Source organism: Serratia sp. K-E0102, from assembly GCF_029962625.1.
GTDB classification, from domain to species: domain Bacteria; phylum Pseudomonadota; class Gammaproteobacteria; order Enterobacterales; family Enterobacteriaceae; genus Serratia; species Serratia sarumanii.
Genome location: NZ_CP124754.1, coordinates 4,900,212 through 4,918,665, shown reverse-complemented (window position 1 = coordinate 4,918,665; position 18,454 = coordinate 4,900,212). Strand labels below are relative to the sequence as shown.

General features: G+C 61.7%; 16 protein-coding genes. 4 read left to right on the top strand and 12 right to left on the bottom strand.

Features of this window, described 5'->3' with window-relative positions:
* The first annotated feature begins 54 nt into the window (after positions 1–54).
* Positions 55–906, top strand: a complete 852-nt coding sequence (locus SSARUM2_RS23235) for a helix-turn-helix domain-containing protein (protein ID WP_033636393.1) — start codon at positions 55–57, stop codon at positions 904–906.
* Here SSARUM2_RS23235 and SSARUM2_RS23230 read toward each other — a convergent pair.
* The 4 genes from SSARUM2_RS23230 to SSARUM2_RS23215 form a co-directional block, all read right to left on the bottom strand.
* Positions 896–2,680, bottom strand: a complete 1,785-nt coding sequence (locus SSARUM2_RS23230; RefSeq protein WP_282488512.1) for an ATP-binding protein — start codon at positions 2,678–2,680, stop codon at positions 896–898. The genes SSARUM2_RS23235 and SSARUM2_RS23230 overlap by 11 nt on opposite strands.
* A complete protein-coding gene (locus SSARUM2_RS23225) occupies positions 2,677–3,171 on the bottom strand; it encodes a molybdopterin-dependent oxidoreductase (protein ID WP_033636391.1) in 495 nt (164 codons plus the stop codon). Before SSARUM2_RS23225 ends, SSARUM2_RS23230 begins: the two co-directional genes overlap by 4 nt.
* 156 nt (positions 3,172–3,327) lie before the next feature.
* Positions 3,328–4,680, bottom strand: coding sequence for a glutathione-disulfide reductase (gorA, locus tag SSARUM2_RS23220; protein WP_033654483.1), 1,353 nt, complete (start codon positions 4,678–4,680; stop codon positions 3,328–3,330).
* A 130-nt stretch (positions 4,681–4,810) separates the two neighbouring features.
* Positions 4,811–5,653 carry a 23S rRNA (adenine(2030)-N(6))-methyltransferase RlmJ gene (locus SSARUM2_RS23215; protein ID WP_004931012.1) on the bottom strand — a complete coding sequence of 281 codons (843 nt, stop codon included), beginning with the start codon at positions 5,651–5,653 and terminating at the stop codon, positions 4,811–4,813.
* Positions 5,654–5,867: 214 nt separating this feature from the next.
* Here SSARUM2_RS23215 and SSARUM2_RS23210 point away from each other — a divergent pair, with 214 nt between their 5' ends.
* The 3 genes from SSARUM2_RS23210 to rsmJ all read left to right on the top strand — a co-directional run bounded on the left by SSARUM2_RS23210 (position 5,868) and on the right by rsmJ (position 9,245).
* Positions 5,868–6,329, top strand: coding sequence for an HIT family protein (locus tag SSARUM2_RS23210; RefSeq protein ID WP_120151046.1), 462 nt, complete (start codon positions 5,868–5,870; stop codon positions 6,327–6,329).
* 118 nt (positions 6,330–6,447) lie between these two features.
* Positions 6,448–8,490, top strand: a complete 2,043-nt coding sequence (gene prlC, locus SSARUM2_RS23205; RefSeq protein ID WP_033649387.1) for an oligopeptidase A — start codon at positions 6,448–6,450, stop codon at positions 8,488–8,490.
* A gap of 8 nt (positions 8,491–8,498) precedes the next feature.
* Positions 8,499–9,245: a 16S rRNA (guanine(1516)-N(2))-methyltransferase RsmJ gene (gene rsmJ, locus SSARUM2_RS23200; RefSeq protein WP_041037099.1), complete on the top strand. Its 747-nt coding sequence runs from the start codon at positions 8,499–8,501 to the stop codon at positions 9,243–9,245.
* Positions 9,246–9,273: 28 nt separating this feature from the next.
* Here rsmJ and SSARUM2_RS23195 read toward each other — a convergent pair whose 3' ends face one another.
* The 8 genes from SSARUM2_RS23195 to uspA all read right to left on the bottom strand — a co-directional run bounded on the left by SSARUM2_RS23195 (position 9,274) and on the right by uspA (position 18,359).
* Positions 9,274–9,873, bottom strand: a complete 600-nt coding sequence (locus SSARUM2_RS23195) for an SIS domain-containing protein (RefSeq protein WP_033654479.1) — start codon at positions 9,871–9,873, stop codon at positions 9,274–9,276.
* The gene (locus SSARUM2_RS23190) at positions 9,873–11,510 is read right to left on the bottom strand and encodes an FGGY-family carbohydrate kinase (protein ID WP_039569021.1); all 1,638 of its coding nucleotides are present in this window, start codon (positions 11,508–11,510) and stop codon (positions 9,873–9,875) included. The genes SSARUM2_RS23195 and SSARUM2_RS23190 overlap by 1 nt, the downstream gene beginning before the upstream one ends.
* A gap of 10 nt (positions 11,511–11,520) precedes the next feature.
* Positions 11,521–12,474, bottom strand: a complete 954-nt coding sequence (locus SSARUM2_RS23185; protein WP_049213716.1) for an ABC transporter permease — start codon at positions 12,472–12,474, stop codon at positions 11,521–11,523.
* 1 nt (position 12,475) lies between these two features.
* Positions 12,476–13,465: an ABC transporter permease gene (locus SSARUM2_RS23180; RefSeq protein ID WP_049213714.1), complete on the bottom strand. Its 990-nt coding sequence runs from the start codon at positions 13,463–13,465 to the stop codon at positions 12,476–12,478.
* The gene (locus SSARUM2_RS23175; RefSeq protein WP_033654478.1) at positions 13,458–14,957 is read right to left on the bottom strand and encodes a sugar ABC transporter ATP-binding protein; all 1,500 of its coding nucleotides are present in this window, start codon (positions 14,955–14,957) and stop codon (positions 13,458–13,460) included. Before SSARUM2_RS23175 ends, SSARUM2_RS23180 begins: the two co-directional genes overlap by 8 nt.
* 104 nt (positions 14,958–15,061) lie before the next feature.
* Positions 15,062–16,048: an autoinducer 2 ABC transporter substrate-binding protein gene (locus SSARUM2_RS23170; protein ID WP_033649381.1), complete on the bottom strand. Its 987-nt coding sequence runs from the start codon at positions 16,046–16,048 to the stop codon at positions 15,062–15,064.
* 329 nt (positions 16,049–16,377) lie between these two features.
* Complete coding sequence (gene gdhA / locus SSARUM2_RS23165; protein WP_033649380.1) at positions 16,378–17,721, bottom strand: NADP-specific glutamate dehydrogenase; 1,344 nt, start codon at positions 17,719–17,721, stop codon at positions 16,378–16,380.
* A 200-nt stretch (positions 17,722–17,921) separates the two neighbouring features.
* Complete coding sequence (gene uspA / locus SSARUM2_RS23160; RefSeq protein ID WP_004930988.1) at positions 17,922–18,359, bottom strand: universal stress protein UspA; 438 nt, start codon at positions 18,357–18,359, stop codon at positions 17,922–17,924.
* Positions 18,360–18,454 lie beyond the last annotated feature (95 nt).

The following is an 18,454-nucleotide window of genomic DNA, read 5'->3' as shown; positions in this document are numbered from 1 at the left end:
CAGCGGAAATAATCAAAACGACTGATAAATCAGTAAAAAAAATCGAAGGAACAAATGGATAACAATCACCAAAAATTCGATTCACAGTCGATTGCCAATCGGGTCAGGGAGCTGTTTTTACATTACGGGATTGGAAAACGTCAGCATGCCCGCGAGCTCAGCCGCATCTTGGATCTGAGTTTTTCACATGCGCACCGCAAACTGAAAGGGCAAAGCCCCTGGACGCTGGAACAGATCAACAGCGTCGCGGCCGCGTTGGGAGAAACGCCGGCGGCGATCGCCGATTTGAGCGCCGAACACGAGACCACCGAGCCAAACATGGCGCGCGATGCCATCTTTTTCGTGGCGGGGGTGGCGATGCCTTGCGTCGGGCACATTGGCGATGAGCTTCCTGCCGGGCGGCCGGCGGAATTTGTGGCGCTGCGCGTGGAAGGGCAGTGGCGTATCTATCGCGCCGATGAGGCACCGGCAGGCCCGCGTTACGGCGTCGATCTGATCGAAATCCGGCCCGGCTTCGGCGACGACGAGCGGCTGAGCATCGCGGTATTGGACGATTCGCATCAGGCGGCCGATGAGCTGGCCAAGTATCTCGGCGGCTGCGGCTTCAACGCGGTGGCGTTTTACGACGTCGACAGTTTTTGCCAGGCATTGCAGCAAAGCCTGTTTGACGGCTACGTGGTGGACTGGCTGATCGGTGAGGAAACGGCGGATCGCTGTATCGCCACCATCCGCGCCTCCGACAACCCGGACGCGCCGGTACTGGTGCTGACCGGCGAACTGGGCACCGACCGACGCGAGTCGGAAATCGCTCAGGCGATGCGCGAGTACGACGTGCTCGGCCCTTATGAAAAGCCGGTGCGGCTCCATGTGATCGAAGCCGCACTGCAACGCTGTTTTAATCTTTAGCGGGGAACACCTCGGCCAGCGCGTTTGACAGCGCATCCAGCCGAACCGGCTTCATCAGGTAGTTATCGAACAGGGCGCGCTGATCCGCCGTCAGCTGCTCCGGCGTGTAGGCGCTGATGCCGATGATCGGCACATGGCGGTTGGGGCCGCGGCGGTTGCGCAGCTGCCTGGCCAGGGCGGCGCCGTCGATGCCCGGCATCTGCAGATCCAGCAACAGCGCGTCGTAAGGGCGTCTGAGCAGCTTCTGCAGCGCGCGCTCCGGCGAGTCGCACAGTTCGTGCTGGTAGCCCAGCTTGTCCAATAGCGCCGCAAAGGCGTCACCCACCGACTTGTTGTCATCCACCACCAGCACCTGCTGTGGCTTCTGCTGCAGAGAGGCATTGGCGGCGGCGGGCGCGTCGGCGCGTTCGTCTTCACTGATCTGCACCGGAATGCTGACGATAAAGGTGCTGCCCTTCTTGATTTCGCTGTACACCGTGATGGTGCCGTCGAGCAATGTCACCAGGCCGTGCACGATCGCCAGCCCCATCCCGACGCCGGCATACTGCTTGGTATGCGACTGATCCAACTGGGGAAAGGGCTTGAAGATCTGATCGAGCTGGTCTTTTTCGATACCGATGCCGGTGTCGGTCACTTCGATAATCAACGAACTGCCGCCCGGCTGGCGGCGCAGGCAGCTGTGCAGCGTAATGCTGCCGCTTTCGGTGTACTTGTAGGCGTTGGTCAGCAGGTTGACGATAATCTGCCGGATGCGCAGCGGATCGGAGTGCACCAGCAGGTGGCTGCATTCCACTTCACAGCTCAGTTTGACCTGCTCTTTGCGGGTCAGGGTGGCGATTTCGTTGGCGGTCTCCGCGATCAGCTTCTGCGCGTCGAACGGCACGATGCGCAATTCCATCATGCCGCTGTCGAGGTGCGCGTAGTCGGTCAGATCTTTCATCTGGCTTTCGATTTGCTGCGCGGCGGTCTCCAGCCGCTGGAAGGTGTCCGCATGCTCAGCCGACACCCGGGTATTCACCAGCACGTCGATGGCCGACATCACGCTCTGCAATGAGGTGCGCAGCTCGTGGCCGATGGCGCCGAGGAAGGCGTTTTTGGTGCGCGTCGCTTTCTCCGCCTCGATGGCCTTGGCCTGCTGGCGAATGGTCAGCCGCTGCTGACGGAACACGATCAGGGTGATGGCGATCAGTGCGATCACCGAGAACATGACGATCACCAGCCCATAGAAAATAATGTGCCGTTTCTCGATGTAATCCTCATAGGCGGCGGTGCGCTGCTTCACCTCGGCGTGGTCGGTCAGGTTGGCCATTTCGATGGCGTAAGGCTTGATGGCCCTCATGGCCGCGGAAACCTGGCCGAAGTCGATTTTCCGACTGCTCAGCAGCTTATCGATGCGATCCATCTGCAGGCGCATCTGTTTGACCACTTCCGGGTAGCCCGGCTCGGCGTACAGCGGCTGGGTCGATTCGGAGACGGTTTCCAGCACGTAAAAACGCGAATAGAGGATTTCGAACCGCAGCCGCAGGTTGTCGTTGTCCACCTGCGCGGCGTGGCTTTGCTGCTCGACCAGCGTGTCGAACTCCGCCAGCTTGATGGAGAACTTGGCGATCGACCAGGAGTAGTTCTCCTGCGTGCCGGCGATGGCATACAGCCCTTTCTTCGACAGGGTGGCGCTGTAGTAATAGAGCGTGACGGTCGAAGCCACTAAAAACAGCGCGGCGAAAATGGCCGGGATCGCCAGCCTGCTGCCGTTCTTAAAGGTCGTCAGCTTCATTTGATCACGATCCTGTCGACTTGCCAGATAAAGCGCGAGTTGTACAACGGCGAGTTCAGTTCAGGTCCGGCGGCGTCGCGCGGGTAAACCAGGAACAGCGGGCCGAAGTTTCTGAGCTTCAGCATTTCCCCGTCCATCTTGTAGGCCAGGATCATGTTGTACTTTTTGACGTCGGACAGCGGCACGTCGATGTAATAGTCGTTCAGCGCATAGAAGGTCAGCGTCTCGCCCTTGGCGCCGACGCGCTCCAGGATATCGGCCACCGAAATCCCTTCAAATTTTCTCTGCGGCGTCCAGGAAGTGGAGGTGGTGATGCTGCGCACCGGCATCGCCAACAGCTGCTTATCGGTGAACAGATAGCTTTTGTTGACCGGGTCGGTCACGTTGTCGATCTTGCCCGCCACTTCGAGGGTAAAGCTGAGCGCGCTGCTCTGGGCGATAATCAGGGCCACGCAGGCCATCGCGAGGGTTTTGCATAGTTTGAACAGCATCGGTGTTCTCCAGAGGCGCGGGGAGGTTGTATCAGTCCCGCTAATTTATCAGGCAGAATAATGGCAGAAAAAGCAGGCGGGCGCGAAGGGAATAGTAAACCGCACAAAAAGAACAGGCCGGTGTTTACCGGCCTGAGAATGGGCTAACCGCAGCGGTTAGCGCATGGTAACGAACTCTTCCGCCGCGGTCGGGTGTATCGCCACGGTGTTGTCGAAGTCCTTCTTGGTGGCGCCCATCTTCACCGCCACGGCGAAGCCCTGCAGGATTTCATCCATGCCGAAGCCGATGCCGTGCAGGCCGACGATTTTCTCTTCTTTACCCGCGCACACCAGCTTCATGCGGCACGGCTGGCGGTGCTGCGTCACGGCGCTGTACATGGCGGTGAAGGAGGATTTGTACACCTTCACGTTGTCCGCGCCGAACTTCTCGATAGCTTCCGGCTCGGTCAGGCCGATAGTGCCGATCGGCGGGTGGCTGAACACCACGGTAGCGATGTTGCTGTAATCCAGGTGCTCATCCGGCTTGTTGTTGAACAGGCGCTCGGACAGGCGGCGGCCGGCGGCCACGGCGACCGGGGTCAGCTCTACCGCGCCGGTGTTGTCGCCCACCGCGTAGATGCCTTTGACATTGGTGTTCTGGAACTTATCGACGTCAATATAGCCTTTCTCATTGGTTTTCACCCCGGTAACGCCGAGGTTCAGGTTGTCGGTCGCCGGTTCGCGGCCGATGGCCCAAATCAGGCAGTCGACGGTGAATGCCTTGCCGTTTTCCAGCTGCAGCGTCAGGCTGCCGTCGGCGTTCTTGACGATCGCTTTCGGCACCGATTCGGTATGCAGGCTCGGCCCTTCGGTGTTCATCACTTCCACCAGGGTTTCGACGATCATCGGATCGAAGCTGCGCAGCGGCGCGTGCTTGCGCACGAACAGGTGCGTTTCCGCGCCCAGCGCGTTCAGCACGCCGGCGATCTCCACGGCGATATAGCCGGCGCCGACTACGGCGACGCGCTTCGGCATGGCGTCCAGCTCAAAGAAGCCGTCGGAGTCGATGCCGTATTCCGCACCCGGAATAGCCGGGTGGCTCGGGCGGCCGCCGGTGGCGATCAGGATGTGGTCGGCGGTGATGAGCTCGCCGTTCACTTCCACGGTGTGCGCATCCACGAAGCGCGCGAAGCCTTTGATCACGTCGACCTTGTTCTTGCCCAGCACGTTGTCGTAGGAGTTGTGGATGCGGTCGATATAGGCGGTGCGGTTGGCGACCAGCTTCTTCCAGTCGAAGGCGTTGACGGTGGTGTCGAAGCCGTAGTCCGGGCCGTACTGATGGATGGCCTCGGCGATCTGCGCCGCGTGCCACATGACTTTTTTCGGTACACAACCCACGTTTACACAGGTGCCGCCCAGCTCTTTGGCTTCAATCAGCGCACACTTTTGGCCGTACATGGCTGCCCGGTTGATCGATGCGATACCGCCGCTGCCGCCGCCAATTGCTAGATAATCGTAATGTTTCGTCATCTGGGATTTCCATGAGTTGTGAATTTGAAGAGGGTAAGAGTTTAACGCCTGACCGGGGTTTGTCGCAAAGATTGCGTCGATGGCTGCGATAGGTGGACGCAGGGCGCGGCGAACCGCGCCCTGCCGGGGATTATTCCGGTACCACCCAGTTCACCAGATGGTGGCCGATGCCCGACGGCACCAGCACCTTGTGCAGCCACGGCAGCACGTTTTTCATCTGCTGTTCCAGTTTCCACGGCGGGTTGATGACGATCATGCCGGAGGCGGTCATGCCGCGCTGATCGCTGTCGGGTTTCACCGCCAGTTCGATCTGCAGAATGCGGCGAATGCCGGTGGCTTCCAGATCGCGCAGCATGCGTTTGATCTGCTGGCGCATCACCACCGGGTACCACAGCGCGTAGGTGCCGGTGGCGAAACGCTTGTAGCCTTCCTGAATGCCTTTGACCACGTCCTGGTAATCGGTCTTCATTTCATACGGCGGGTCCATCAGGATCAGGCCGCGGCGCGACAGGGGCGGCAGCTGGGATTTCAGCTGCTGATAGCCGTCGGCGCGCTGCACTTTGGCGCGCTCGTCTTTCTGGAACTCGCTGCGCAGCAGCGGGTAGTCGCTCGGGTGCAGCTCGGTCAGGTGAATTTTGTCCTGCGGGCGCAGCAGCTGGCGGGCGATCAGCGGCGAACCGGGGTAGTAGCGCAGCGTGCCGGAACGGTTGAAGTTGTGCACCACGCTCATGTAGGCCGCCAGCTCTTCCGGCAGATCGTCGCGCTGCCACAGCAGGCCGATGCCTTCCAGGTATTCGCCGGTGCGCTCGGCGTGTTCGCCGCTGAGCTGATAACGGCCCGCGCCCGAGTGGGTATCCAGATACAGGAACGGCTTCTCTTTTTCCTTCAGCGACTCGATGATCAGGCTCTGAACGGTGTGCTTGAGCACGTCGGCGTGGTTGCCGGCGTGGAAACTGTGGCGATAACTTAACATGACGGGTGGCGGTTCCTTGTGCTCCGCAGGCGGAGCATTCAATGCAATAAGGCTTATAATCTGCACAGTATAAACTGTCTGGCCGGGAAAAACCGGACTCCGTTGCCGCAGACGTTAACAGAAAGGGACAGGACGATGAGCAAACGGGCGTTCTGGCGGCCGGTGTTCGAAGCGTTCGAATGGGTTGAAACGCTGTGAATCACAAGGAGAAAGGATGAGCTGCATTTTTTGCGACATCGTGGCGGGCAAGGCGCCGTGCCATAAAATCTGGGAAGACGACGACCATCTGGCGTTCCTGTCCATCTTTCCCAACACCGACGGTTTCAGCGTGGTGATCCCCAAGGCACACCACCCGAGCTACGCCTTTGACCTGCCGGACGAGGTATTGAGCGCGCTGATGCTGGCGACCAAGCGGGTGGCGAAGCAGCTGGATCGCGCGTTCGACGACGTCGGCCGCTGCGGTATGGTGTTCGAGGGTTACGGCGTCGACCATGTGCACGCCAAACTGATCCCGCTGCACGGCACCGCGTCGCTGGAGCAGTGGCGGCCGATCGAATCGACCTCGCCGAAGTTTTTCGCGCGTTACGAGGGCTATATCTCCTCCCACGACGCCGCGCGCGCCGACGACGAGCAGTTGGCGGCGCTGGCCGCCCGCATCCGCCAACGCGCCATTTAAGGCACCAACGATCAACGCCGGGCATTGATTTTCCTGTTGTCTGGCTCCATGTTAGAGATTCATACGCATTTTAAGGCTCGCCCCCACGGCGGGCCCCAACGCTAATCAGGACTGCCCTATGACAAATCCGTTGCTGACCCCGTTTTCCCTGCCGCCGTTCTCGGCGATCCGCCCTGAAGATATCGTGCCTGCGGTGCAATCCGCGCTGGCGGACTGCCGCGCCGCGGTAGAGCGCGTGGTCGCGCAGCCGGGGCCGTTCACCTGGGACAATCTGTGTCAGCCGCTGGCGGAGTCGGACGATCGCCTGTCGCGCATCTGGTCGCCGATCGGGCACCTGAACTCGGTGAAAAACAGCCCGGAGCTGCGCGCCGCCTATGAGCAGGCGCTGCCGCTGCTGTCCGAGTACGGCACCTGGGTCGGCCAGCACGAAGGGCTGTACCAGGCCTACCGCAGCCTGAAAGAGGGCGCGGCGTTTGAGGCGCTGAGCGTGCCGCAGCGCAAGGCGGTGGACAACGCGCTGCGCGATTTCGAACTGTCGGGCATCGGCCTGTCGGCGGATAAACAGCAGCGCTACGGCGAGATCGTCGCGCGCCTGTCCGAACTGGGTTCCACTTACAGCAACAACGTGCTCGACGCCACCATGGGCTGGAGCAAACTGATTACCGACGAAGCCGAGCTGAGCGGCCTGCCGGAGAGCGCCCTGGCGCAGGCACAGGCGATGGCGCAGGCCAAAGAGCAGGACGGTTGGCTACTGACGCTGGACATGCCGAGCTACCTGCCGGTGTTGACCTACGCCGACAACCGCGCGCTGCGCGAAGAGATGTACCGCGCCTTCGCCACCCGCGCCTCCGATCAGGGGCCGAACGCCGGCAAATGGGACAACAGCGAAGTGATGGCGGAAACGCTGGCGCTGCGCCATGAGCTGGCTCAGCTGCTGGGCTTTGACACCTACGCCGACAAGTCGCTGGCGACCAAAATGGCGGAAAGCCCGGAGCAGGTGATCGGCTTCCTGAGCGATCTGGCCAAGCGCGCCCGCCCGCAGGCCGAGCAAGAGCTGGCGCAGCTGCGCGCCTTCGCCAAACAGCACTATGGCGTGGACGAGCTCGAAGCCTGGGACATCACCTATTACGGCGAAAAACAGAAGCAGCACCTGTTCTCCATCAGCGACGAGCAGCTGCGCCCGTACTTCCCGGAACAGCGGGTGGTGGAAGGGCTGTTCGAAGTGGTGAAACGCATCTACGGCATCACCGCCAAAGAGCGTAAAGACGTGGAGACCTGGCATCCGGACGTGCGCTTCTTCGATCTGTTCGCCGCCGACGGCGAGCTGCGCGGCAGCTTCTACCTCGATCTGTACGCCCGCGAAAACAAACGCGGCGGCGCCTGGATGGACGACTGCGTCGGCAGCCTGCGCAAGGCCGACGGCACGCTGCAAAAGCCGGTCGCTTACCTGACCTGCAATTTCAACCGCCCGCTGGGCGACCAGCCGGCGCTGTTCACCCATAACGAAGTGACCACGCTGTTCCACGAGTTCGGCCACGGTCTGCACCACATGCTGACGCAGATCGATACCGCCGGCGTCTCCGGCATCAACGGGGTGCCGTGGGATGCGGTCGAGCTGCCGAGCCAGTTTATGGAAAACTGGTGCTGGGAGCCGGAAGCGCTGGCGTTTATCTCCGGCCATTACCAGAGCGGCGAGCCGCTGCCGAAGGCCATGCTCGACAAGCTGCTGGCGGCCAAGAATTACCAGGCGGCGCTGTTCATCCTGCGCCAGCTGGAGTTCGGCCTGTTCGATTTCCGCATGCACTTCGAATACAGCCCGGAAAAAGGGGCGCAGATCCTGCCGACGCTGGCGGAAGTGAAGAAAATGGTGGCGGTGGTGCCTTCGCCAAGCTGGGGCCGCTTCCCGCACGCCTTCAGCCACATCTTCGCCGGCGGCTATGCGGCGGGTTACTACAGCTACCTGTGGGCGGAAGTGCTGTCGGCCGACGCCTACTCGCGCTTCGAAGAAGAGGGGATTTTCAACGCCGAAACCGGCAAATCCTTCCTCGACAACATCCTGTCGCGCGGCGGTTCGGAAGAGCCGATGGCGCTGTTCAAACGCTTCCGTGGCCGCGAGCCGCAGCTGGATGCTATGCTGCGCCATTACGGCATTAAAGGATAACCCGACACGTGAGCGTGTGTTTATTGTGTGAAGCAGGCGCCGATCCCGGCGCCTTGTCTGTTTTGGCGCAGCGCTGGCGGCTGACGTCCGACGACGACGCGCCGATGGCGCTGGTACTGACCCCGCAGCGGCTGGAGCTGCGCAAGCGCGACGAGCCGAAGCTCGGCGGGATCTACGTCGATTTCGTCACCGGCACCATGGCGCACCGGCGCCGCTTCGGCGGCGGCCGCGGCGAGGCGGTGGCCAAAGCGGTCGGCATCAGGGGCAGCTATCTGCCGGACGTGGTGGACGCTACCGCCGGGCTGGGGCGCGACGCCTTCGTGCTGGCGGCGCTGGGCTGTCGGGTGCGGATGCTGGAGCGCAATCCGGTGGTGGCGGCGTTGCTGGACGACGGCCTGCAGCGCGGCTATCAGGATGCGGAAATCGGCCCGTGGCTGCGCGAGCGCCTGACGCTGCTGCACGCCTCCAGCCTGACGGCGCTGGCGGATCTCAGCCCGCGCCCCGAAGTGGTGTATCTCGATCCGATGTTCCCGCACAAGCAAAAAAGCGCGCTGGTGAAGAAAGAGATGCGGGTGTTTCAATCGCTGGTGGGCAGCGACGATGACGCCGACGGCCTGCTGGAGCCGGCGCGCCGTTTGGCGACCAAGCGCGTGGTGGTGAAGCGCCCGGACTACGCGCCGCCGCTGGCCGACGTGCCGGCGCACGCCGCCACGCTGACCAAAAGCCACCGTTTCGATATCTACATGCCGCTGTAATGTCTGCCGGGCCCGCCGTGTCGGGCCCTCAGTTTTCCTCCCGCAAGCTTTTCCCCACGCCGCCGCCCGGATGCACCGCCAGCAAGGCGTCCTTGTCGTAACCGCTGCGCGCCATCAGGCAGGCGCAGGCGGCGTCGAAGATCGCCAGCACCAGCACAATTGAGGTGGTGGCCAGCATGTTCAGCGGATCTATCTCCTTTTGCACCCCGGTGGCGATCGTCAACTGCGCCGCCTGTGCGATGGCGGAATGCGGGTTTTCCGTCACCGCGATCAGCGTCACGCCCTTGGCCTGCAGCGTCGGCAGCAGGCGGGTCAGCTCGTCGGAATTGCCGCCGCGCGAGATCAGGATCAGCAGATCGTCGGCGCGCAGAAAACCCAGATCGCCGTGCGCCGCGCCGGTGGCGTCGAGGTAGACAGCCGGCCGTTCCACGCAGGCCAGCATGTGGGCTATCTTACGCGCCGCAATCCCCGAGGTGCCGACGCCGGTGACGGCAATTTTACCGCGGCAGTCGGCCAGCAGCGTCAGCAGCCGCTGCCAAGTGCGCGCGTCGAGGCGCTCGCCCAGCTGCGCCAGCTCCTGACTGTAGGTTTGCCAACCCTGCACCGCCTGCCGCCATTCCTGCTGCATCACGCCTCCTCCTGCATCAACCGGCGGTATTTCATGTGGTCGTTGTACAGCTCGTGGAATACCCGGTATTTGCGGTCGTAGTAGCTTTTTATCTGGTTGGTCTGCGGCGTGACCGTCTTGCCGATGCGGCTCATGGCGCTCATCGCCTCCGGCAGGGTGTCGAACACGCCCGCCGCCACGGTGCCCATCATCGCGCCGCCGAGCAGCATCGCTTCGCTCTCCTCCGGCAGCAGCATGGCGCAGCCGGTGGCGTTGGCGTGCTCCTGCACGAAGATCGGGTTCTTGGTGCCGCCGCCGCTGGCCATAATGGTGTCGATGCTGTAGCCGCTGTGGTTCATGGTTTCGATGATGTGGCGGGTGCCGAGCGCGATGGCCTGAATGGTGGCCAGGTAGTGCAGCGCCATGTCCTCCGGCGTGCGCGACAGCTTCAGCCCGGTCAGGATGCCGGTCAGCGTCGGGTTGGCGCGCGGCGAGCGGTTGCCGTGGAAGTACGGCAGCATATGAATGTCCTGCGTCAGGAAGGCGATATTCTCCGGCTCGCCGGCCATGCGGCGCAGAATGGCGTTCAACACCTCATAGATGGTCTGCCCCTGAGTTTTCGCCTGCGTCAGTAGCTCCGGGTAGCACGGGTGCGACTGGATGACGTGGTCGATCAGCGCGCCGGTGGCGGACTGGCCGCCTTCGTTCAGCCAGTATTCCGGCAGGATCGCCGAGTAATACGGCCCCCAGACGCCGCCGATAAAGCGCGCGGTGCGCGACATCGCCATATGGCCGGTGGAGGTGCCGCCGATCAGCGCGACGCGGCGATTGAAGTCGGCCACCTCGCCGGAGACGCCGGTGGCGCCCAGCGTGCCGAGGGTGCCGGCGTGGGCGTCGATGATCGACACGCTCACCGCCGTGCCGGCGATCAGCCCCATCTCGCCGGCGGCGCGCTGGGTCAGGCCGTGGCCCAGCGGCTCGCCCATCATTTTGACGTCGCTGCCGATCTTGGCCGCGTCATGTTCCAGCACGTCTTCCAGCCCGATCTGCTGGAAGTAGCTCTTGTCCCAGCGCTGTTCGTGGCCGAGATAGGTCCACTTGCATACCGTCGAACACAGCGAGCGGGTGGCGTCCTGGGTGGCGCGCCAGGTGAGGAAGTCCGGCAGATCGAACAGGTAGCCGGCGTTGGCCCAGGTGGTGGGCATGTGCTGTTTCAGCCACAGCAGTTTCGGCGTCTGCATCTCCGGCGAGATAATGCCGCCGACGAAGTCCAGCACCCGGTGTTTGGTGGCGTTGATGCGCTCGGCCTGGGCGATCGCCCGGTGATCCATCCACACGATGATGTTCTGTTCGGTGCGGCCGGAGGGGCTGACGGTCAGCGGCTTGCCCTCTTTATCCAGCACCACCAGCGAACAGGTGGCGTCGAAGCCCAACCCCTTGACCTGGATCGGGTTGATGTCGGCCTGGTTGACCGCGTCGCGCACCGCATTGCACACCGCCTGCCAGATGTTATCCGACGACTGCTCGACGAAATCCGCCTTCGGCCGGTACAGATCGATGGCCCGGCTGGCCTGGCCGACCATGCGGCCATTGAGATCGAATACGCCCGCGCGCGCGCTTCCGGTGCCCACATCTACGCCAATAAAATAGCTCGCCATTATTTTCTCCTCAGGCTTTTCGATTCTGTAACGCGATAAACAGGATCAGCACGCCGCCCCACAGGGCCATGGTCAGGTAGCTGCTGACCCCCAGCAAATTGAGGCCGCTTTCCAACATTTGCAGCACGATCAGCGCCAGCACCAGCCCCAGAATGCGGCCGAAGCCGCCGTCCGGGTTAATGCCGCCCAGCACCGAGGCCAGAATGGTCACCAGCAGATAAGATTCGCCGTAGCCGGCCTTGGCCGAGTTGAACTTGGCCATCATCAGCAGGGCGGCGCCCCAGCCGAGCAGCGCCGACAGGATATACACCGCTACCTGCACCCGCGCGGTGTTCACGCCGCTGAAGCGGGTGGCCTGCTCGTTGGAGCCGATCAGGTACAGGCTGCGGCCCAGCGTGGTGTGCTCCAGCAACAGCCACAGCCCGGCCGCCACCAGCAGGAACAGGATCAGTGCCACCGGCACGCCGAGCACGGCGCCGTTGCCGAGAAATTGAATCGCCGCCGGGAAGCCGGAGATCACCGCGCCGTTGGACAGCAGGATATTCAGGCCGGTGATCAGGGTCATGGTGCCGAGCGAGGCGAGGATGGGCGAGACGCCGATCCAGGCTACCAGCGCGCCGTTGAGCGCGCCGATCGCCACCGCCACCAGCAGGCCGGCCACCAGCGCCAGCGCCAGGAACAGCGGCTGGTCAGGGTGGCTGACGATGATCGCCGCCATCACCAGCGAACAGGCGTTGGCGCCGGCGATGATCGACAGGTTGATGCCGCCGGTCAGCATGGTGATGCCCATGCCGAGCGCCAGCAGGCCGAGGATCGGCAGCTGCGAGGCGATCGACTGGAAGTTGCCGAGGCTGAAGAAGCGCGATCCGAGCAGCCCGGCGAACAGCAGCGCCACCGCGATGATGATCGCGCCCTGCAGGCGAATGATCCGATCGCTTGGGATCAACCGAGTTAACTGCGTCATGTCAGATCTCCTTGAGCAGCTTGCGTTTTTCGTTCCAGGCGGTGGTGCTGATGCTGATCAAAATGATCGCGCCGCTGAACACCTGGTGCCAATAGGCCGAGACGCTGAGCAGCGTCAGCCCGTTTTGCAGGAAGGCCAGCAGCACCACGCCGAGCAGGGTGCCGGTCAACGAGCCGCGGCCGCCGCTCATGCTGGTGCCACCCAGCACCACCGCCGCCAATACCGTCAGCTCGAAGCCGAGCAGCGAGTTGGGGGCCACCGACTGGGTGATCTGCGCCTGCACCACCGCCGCGACGCCGGCCAGAATGCCCATGTAGCCGTAGACGCAAAAATGCAGCCGCAGCAGGTTCAACCCCAGGCGCGACGCCGCGTCGCGGTTGCCGCCCATGGCGTAGATCTGGCGCCCCAGCCGGGTGCGGTTCATCAGCACGCCGGTGACGACGATGGTCGCCAGCAGGCACAGCAGCGGCAGCGTCAGGCCGTAGTCGTAACCGTCGGCACCCTGGAACGAGAACCAGTTGATGCCGTTCATGAACCAGTCCGGGAAGCCGTACAGCCAGGTACCGTTGGTGGAGTACACCAGCAGGCCGTAGAACAGGTTGAGGGTGGCGATGGTGATGATGATTGCCGGCACCTTCAGCCAGTACACCAGAAAGCCGTTCACCAGCCCGAGCAGCAGGCCAACGCCAATCGCCAGGGCGAACGCCAGCGGGAAGCTGCCGCCGTGCTGGATCACCCAGCTGGCCATCACGTATTGGGCGATGGCGGTGACCGCCGGGAACGAAATGTCGATGCCGCCGGCGATCAGCACCACGAACAGCCCGCAGGCCAGGATGCCGAGAATGGCGTAGCTGGTGGCGACGTCGGTCAGGTTGCCGAGCGTCAGAAACTCGTCGGTGCCGGCGCTCAGGCCGATCGCCAGCAGCAGCACCAACAGGCCGAGATAAAACTCGTGCCGCCCGGCCAGGCGGGCCAATAATGACTTATCCATTCACCACCTCGGCGATCTGTTGCTCGGTACTCTGGTGCGGCGCAAACTCGGCGATCAGCTCGCCCTTGCGCATCACCATCACCCGATGGCTGTTGTAATAGGCTTCCGGGATCTCGTCGCAGATCATCAGCACCGCCATGCCCAGCTGCGCCAGATCGCGGGCGATCTGGTAGATCCCCTCTTTGTTGGCGATGTCCACGCCGACGGTGGGCGAGTCGAGGATCAGGATCTTCGGCTGGGTCGCCACCCACTTGGCGATGGCGATGCGCTGGGCGTTGCCGCCGGACAGGGTTTTCACCGGCAGCGCGCTGTCGGACACCTTGATGTTCAGATCGCGGATCAGCCGGTTGACCAGCTCGGTCGCTTTGGCGTGATCCAGCAGCCCGAGCGAGGTATGCAGCCGATCGAAGACGGTGACGATGGTGTTGTCGTAGATCGATTGCTCCATGATCAACCCCTGCGTCAGACGATCCTCCGACACATAGCCGATGCCGTGGCGCACCGCTTCGCGGTTGTTGTGCAGCTGCACCGCCTGGCCCTCGATGCGGATCTCGCCGCTGTCCGGCCGCGTCATGCCGAACAGGCTGAGGCACAGTTCGGTGCGGCCGGCGCCGAGCAGGCCGACGATCGAGACGATCTCGCCGCCGCGCAGCGCCAGATTGACGTTGCGGTATTTCTCGCCGCGGCTGAGGTTGCGCACTTCGAGCAGCGGCGCCTGTTCGGCCGGCGGCAGCGGCGGCAGCGGGCTGTAGTGGAAGCGTTGGCCGGTCATCAGGAACGCCAGTTCGTGGCTGTCCAGTTCGCTGGCCGGCCAGGTGCCCACCAGCTTGCCGTCGCGCATCACGCTGATGCGATCGGCGACTTCCATCACTTCATCCAATCTGTGGCTGACGAATACCACGCAGATGCCGGCCGCCTTCAGCTCGTTGACCACCCGCAGCAGGCCGTCGACCTCCTGGCGGGTCAGCGAGGCGGTCGGTTCGTCCATGATAACCAACCGCGCCTCGGCGGCGATGGCGCGGCAAATCGCCACCAGCTGCCGATCGGCGATCGACAGTTTTTCCACCTTTTTATCGGGATCGATGCGTACGCCGACCCGCGCCATGGCGTCGAGCGCCGTCTGGCGCATCACCCGCTTGCGTACCCAGAAATGGCCGCCGGGCAGGTAACGGTGGATGGCGATGTTCTCCGCCACCGTCAGGTTGGGGAACAGCGACAGGTCCTGGTAGATAACCTGTATGCCGTAATAACCGGACAGCTGCGGCGTCAGGGCGTGGAAGAGTTTGCCTTCAAGCGAAATGTTGGCGCCTTTTTCCGGCTGATAGACGCCGGAGATGATTTTAATGATGGTGCTTTTGCCGCAGCCGTTTTGCCCGGCCAGGCAGTGCACTTCGCCAATATTGAGCGTCAGGTTGATCTGGTCTAATGCCAGCACGCCTGGGAATCGCTTGCTGATATTCTCCAGGGTGATAAATGCGGGGGAGGCTGTCATAACGTTAACCTGTGCTTGCGTAGCGGCCGAAGCCCTGGGCGCAGCAAGCTGCGCCCCTACGAGGGTTTAACTACTTTCCCGGTGTGGCGAAATTACGCGAAAAATCAGAATCCAAGCGATTGGGCGTTGTCTTTGGTGACTTCCAAAATCTTATTAAACCGAATCACTTTGTGTTCCATGTCGACGTCGGCCTTGCCGAGGCCCTCGATCGCCAGATCCTTGTTCACTTCCTTGCCCTGCAGCAGCTGGTCGGCCACCGTCACCAGCGCATAGCCGGCGTCTTTCGGATCCCACAGCAGCGCTTTTTTGATGTCGCCGCGCATCAGGTAAGGGGCGGCCTGCGCCGGCATGGCGATGCCCACCACCGCGATTTTGTCCTTGGCGCGTTTCTTGGCCACCGCCTGGCCGGCGCCGATCGGGCCGAGCGAGCCGAAGCCGATGATGCCCTTCATCTGCGGATAGGTTTTCATCAGATCCAGCGTGGTGGCGTAGGATTTGTCGATGCTTTCCGCCACCGGCAAGCGCGAGGTGACTTCAAACATGTCCGGGTATTTTTCTTTCTGGTATTTGATGGCGGAATCGGCCCAGGCGTTGTGCAGCGGCACGGTCAGCGAGCCGACGTAGATCGCATAGCCGCCTTTGCCGCCCATGTCTTTCGCCAGCTCATCGACGTTGGCCTGCGCATATTTCTCGCTGTCGATGGTCTCGATGTCCCACTGGCCGATCTGCTGGTCCGGGGATTCATGGGTCAGCACCACGATGCCTTTGTCGCGCGCTTTTTTCAGCACCGGCTCCAGCACCTTGGCGTCGTTCGGCACCACGATGATGGCGTTGACGTTCTTGGCGATCAGATCCTCAATTACCTTGACCTGCGCGGCCGGATCCGGGGTAGAAGGGCCGGTCTGGTAGGCGTTGACGTCGAGTTTTTTTGCCGCTTCGTTGACGCCCACTTCCATGCGGTTGAACCACGGAATGCCGGTCACTTTGGCGACCACGGCAATCTCATATTTATCAGCGGCGAACACAGGTGTTGTCGATAACATGCACGCAGAAACCACACATGCATTTAATAATGCGAGGTTAAATTTCATTAGCTGTACCTTTTTTTATCTGTAGGGGTGGCGGTTTTTCCACCGCTGCAGATTACAAAGGAATGGAAGAGGGGGCGTAGCTGAAGTTAACGAAATGTGATCTGCGCACAGTTAAGTAAAATAATGGCGTATTTAGTGTTAAATAAATGTTTAATTATTTTGTGGTGGTAAATTTACTACCGATTAAGAAGCGATAAATAACTTATTGTTAACTTTTATTTAACCAATTGGCATCATTTGGATGGTGAGAAAGCATAAAAAAATGCCGGCGCAGAGGCCGGCATTGAAGCATTTAATCGATGTGTGAACAAGATCACCTTTAAGGCGGATTACAGCACGCCCTGCGCCAGCATGGCGTCCGCGACCTTGACGAAACCGGCGATATTTGCGCCGTGCACGTAGTGGGTTTGCTTGCCTTCGCCGCCGTATTCCACGCAGGCGTGGTGAATATCGGCCATGATATGTTGTAAACGTACATCCACTTTCTCTGCCCGCCAGCCGATGCGCGCGGCGTTTTGCGCCATCTCCAGTCCCGAGGTGGCGACGCCGCCGGCGTTGGCCGCCTTGCCCGGCGCGAACAGCACGCCGGCGTCGAGGAAGGCATCGGTGGCCTGGATGGTGGTCGGCATGTTGGCGCCTTCCGCCACCGCCTTCACCCCGTTGCGGATCAGCGTCTGCGCCGCCTCGAGATCCAGTTCGTTCTGGGTGGCGCACGGTAGGGCGATATCCACCGGCACGTTCCACGGCTGCTGGCCCGCCAGATACGTCAGGCCGCGTTCGCGGGCGTAGTCCGCCACCCGGCCGTAGCGCTGGTTTTTGATCTCCGCCAGGTGCGCCAACTTCTCGGTGGTGAAGCCGTCTTCGTCCACCAGGGTGCCGCCGGAATCCGACACGGTGATCACGCGCGCATCCAGCTCCAGCGCTTTCTCGATGGTGTACTGCGCCACATTGCCGGAGCCGGACACCGCCACCCGCATGCCTTCAAAGCCCAGGCCGTGGCGCTGCAGCATGGCGTCGGTGAAGTACACCAGGCCGTAGCCGGTCGCCTCGGGGCGGATCAGGCTGCCGCCGAAGGAGAGACCCTTGCCGGTAAACACGCAGGCGGTGTTGTTGGACAGTTTCTTCATCATGCCGGCCATAAAGCCGACTTCACGGCCGCCGACGCCGATGTCGCCGGCCGGCACGTCGGTGTCCGGCCCCAGGTGGCGATACAGCTCGGTCATCAGCGCCTGGCAGAAGCGCATGATCTCGCCCTGGCTTTTGCCCTTGGGATCGAAATCGGAGCCGCCTTTGCCGCCGCCCATCGGCAGGGTGGTCAACGCGTTCTTGAAGGTCTGCTCAAAACCGAGGAACTTCAGGATCGACAGGTTTACCGACGGATGGAAGCGCATGCCACCTTTGTAGGGGCCGATGGCCGAGTTGAACTGCACGCGGAAGGCGCGGTTGACCTGCACCTGGCCGCGATCGTCCACCCAGCTGACGCGGAACTGAATGACGCGCTCGGGCTCCACCAGGCGCTCCAGCAGGGCCTGTTCGCGATAGCGCGGGTTGCGTTCGATAAACGGCCACAGCGAGGTGAAGACTTCGCGCACCGCCTGCAGATATTCCGGCTGGTGGGGGTTATGGCGCTGTAACGAGGACAGGAAAGACTCTACCGATACGGCATATTCCATGGATAACTCCTTTTAGCATTAAGTTTTCCCCCGCTATTTCTTATAGATATGGGTATAGGCGATGCCCGGGGGAGGATGTTGTGTCTTTAGCGACTATATCATCGGAGGGCGGTTGATTATCAAGCGATTAATCGGCGTGGCGGCATGAAAAACGCCCGCAGGGCGCGGGCGTTGGGCAGTTAAGTTAGCAAGTGCTTACTTTATTCGTCTTCTTCATCGCGCAGCGGCACGATCAGCATATCGATGTGCACGGTATTGATCAGCTGGCGAGCGGAAGACATCAGCTTGCTCCAGAAATCCTGGTGGTGGCCGCACAGTACCAGATCCATGTCATATTTCTTGATGGCATCGACCAATACCTGCGCCAGATCGCCGCTGCCGCTCAGGGTCTCGGTGATCGGGTAGCCAGCGTTTTGCGACAGCTCGGTCAGCGCCTGATGGGTTTCCTCGGAGATGCGTTTTTGCATGTCGCCGAGATTGACGTCGATCAGGCCGGTATAGAGGTCGGAATAGTTGACATCGACGTGGATCAGAGAAACTTTAGCGTTGTACGGCCGCGCCATCGAGACGGCTTTTTCTACCAGGATCTTGCTTTCCGGGGATAGGTCCACCGCGATCAGTATGTGTTTGTAAGCCATAAGAATACTCCTTCCATAAACATGCCGATTAAAAGGGTTAGCAGGCGTTCCGTTTACCCGCCTTGCGCTTTTGGTTCCATAGTATCATTCGGATA

Coding starts and splice junctions, on each gene's coding strand:
- SSARUM2_RS23235 (WP_033636393.1), top strand. CDS start 55: ATGGATAACAATCACCAAAAATTCGATTCACAGTCGATTGCCAATCGG.
- SSARUM2_RS23230 (WP_282488512.1), bottom strand. CDS start 2,680: ATGAAGCTGACGACCTTTAAGAACGGCAGCAGGCTGGCGATCCCGGCC.
- SSARUM2_RS23225 (WP_033636391.1), bottom strand. CDS start 3,171: ATGCTGTTCAAACTATGCAAAACCCTCGCGATGGCCTGCGTGGCCCTG.
- gorA (WP_033654483.1), bottom strand. CDS start 4,680: ATGACGAAACATTACGATTATCTAGCAATTGGCGGCGGCAGCGGCGGT.
- SSARUM2_RS23215 (WP_004931012.1), bottom strand. CDS start 5,653: ATGTTAAGTTATCGCCACAGTTTCCACGCCGGCAACCACGCCGACGTG.
- SSARUM2_RS23210 (WP_120151046.1), top strand. CDS start 5,868: ATGAGCTGCATTTTTTGCGACATCGTGGCGGGCAAGGCGCCGTGCCAT.
- prlC (WP_033649387.1), top strand. CDS start 6,448: ATGACAAATCCGTTGCTGACCCCGTTTTCCCTGCCGCCGTTCTCGGCG.
- SSARUM2_RS23195 (WP_033654479.1), bottom strand. CDS start 9,873: ATGCAGCAGGAATGGCGGCAGGCGGTGCAGGGTTGGCAAACCTACAGT.
- SSARUM2_RS23190 (WP_039569021.1), bottom strand. CDS start 11,510: ATGGCGAGCTATTTTATTGGCGTAGATGTGGGCACCGGAAGCGCGCGC.
- SSARUM2_RS23185 (WP_049213716.1), bottom strand. CDS start 12,474: ATGACGCAGTTAACTCGGTTGATCCCAAGCGATCGGATCATTCGCCTG.
- SSARUM2_RS23180 (WP_049213714.1), bottom strand. CDS start 13,465: ATGGATAAGTCATTATTGGCCCGCCTGGCCGGGCGGCACGAGTTTTAT.
- SSARUM2_RS23175 (WP_033654478.1), bottom strand. CDS start 14,957: ATGACAGCCTCCCCCGCATTTATCACCCTGGAGAATATCAGCAAGCGA.
- SSARUM2_RS23170 (WP_033649381.1), bottom strand. CDS start 16,048: ATGAAATTTAACCTCGCATTATTAAATGCATGTGTGGTTTCTGCGTGC.
- gdhA (WP_033649380.1), bottom strand. CDS start 17,721: ATGGAATATGCCGTATCGGTAGAGTCTTTCCTGTCCTCGTTACAGCGC.
- uspA (WP_004930988.1), bottom strand. CDS start 18,359: ATGGCTTACAAACACATACTGATCGCGGTGGACCTATCCCCGGAAAGC.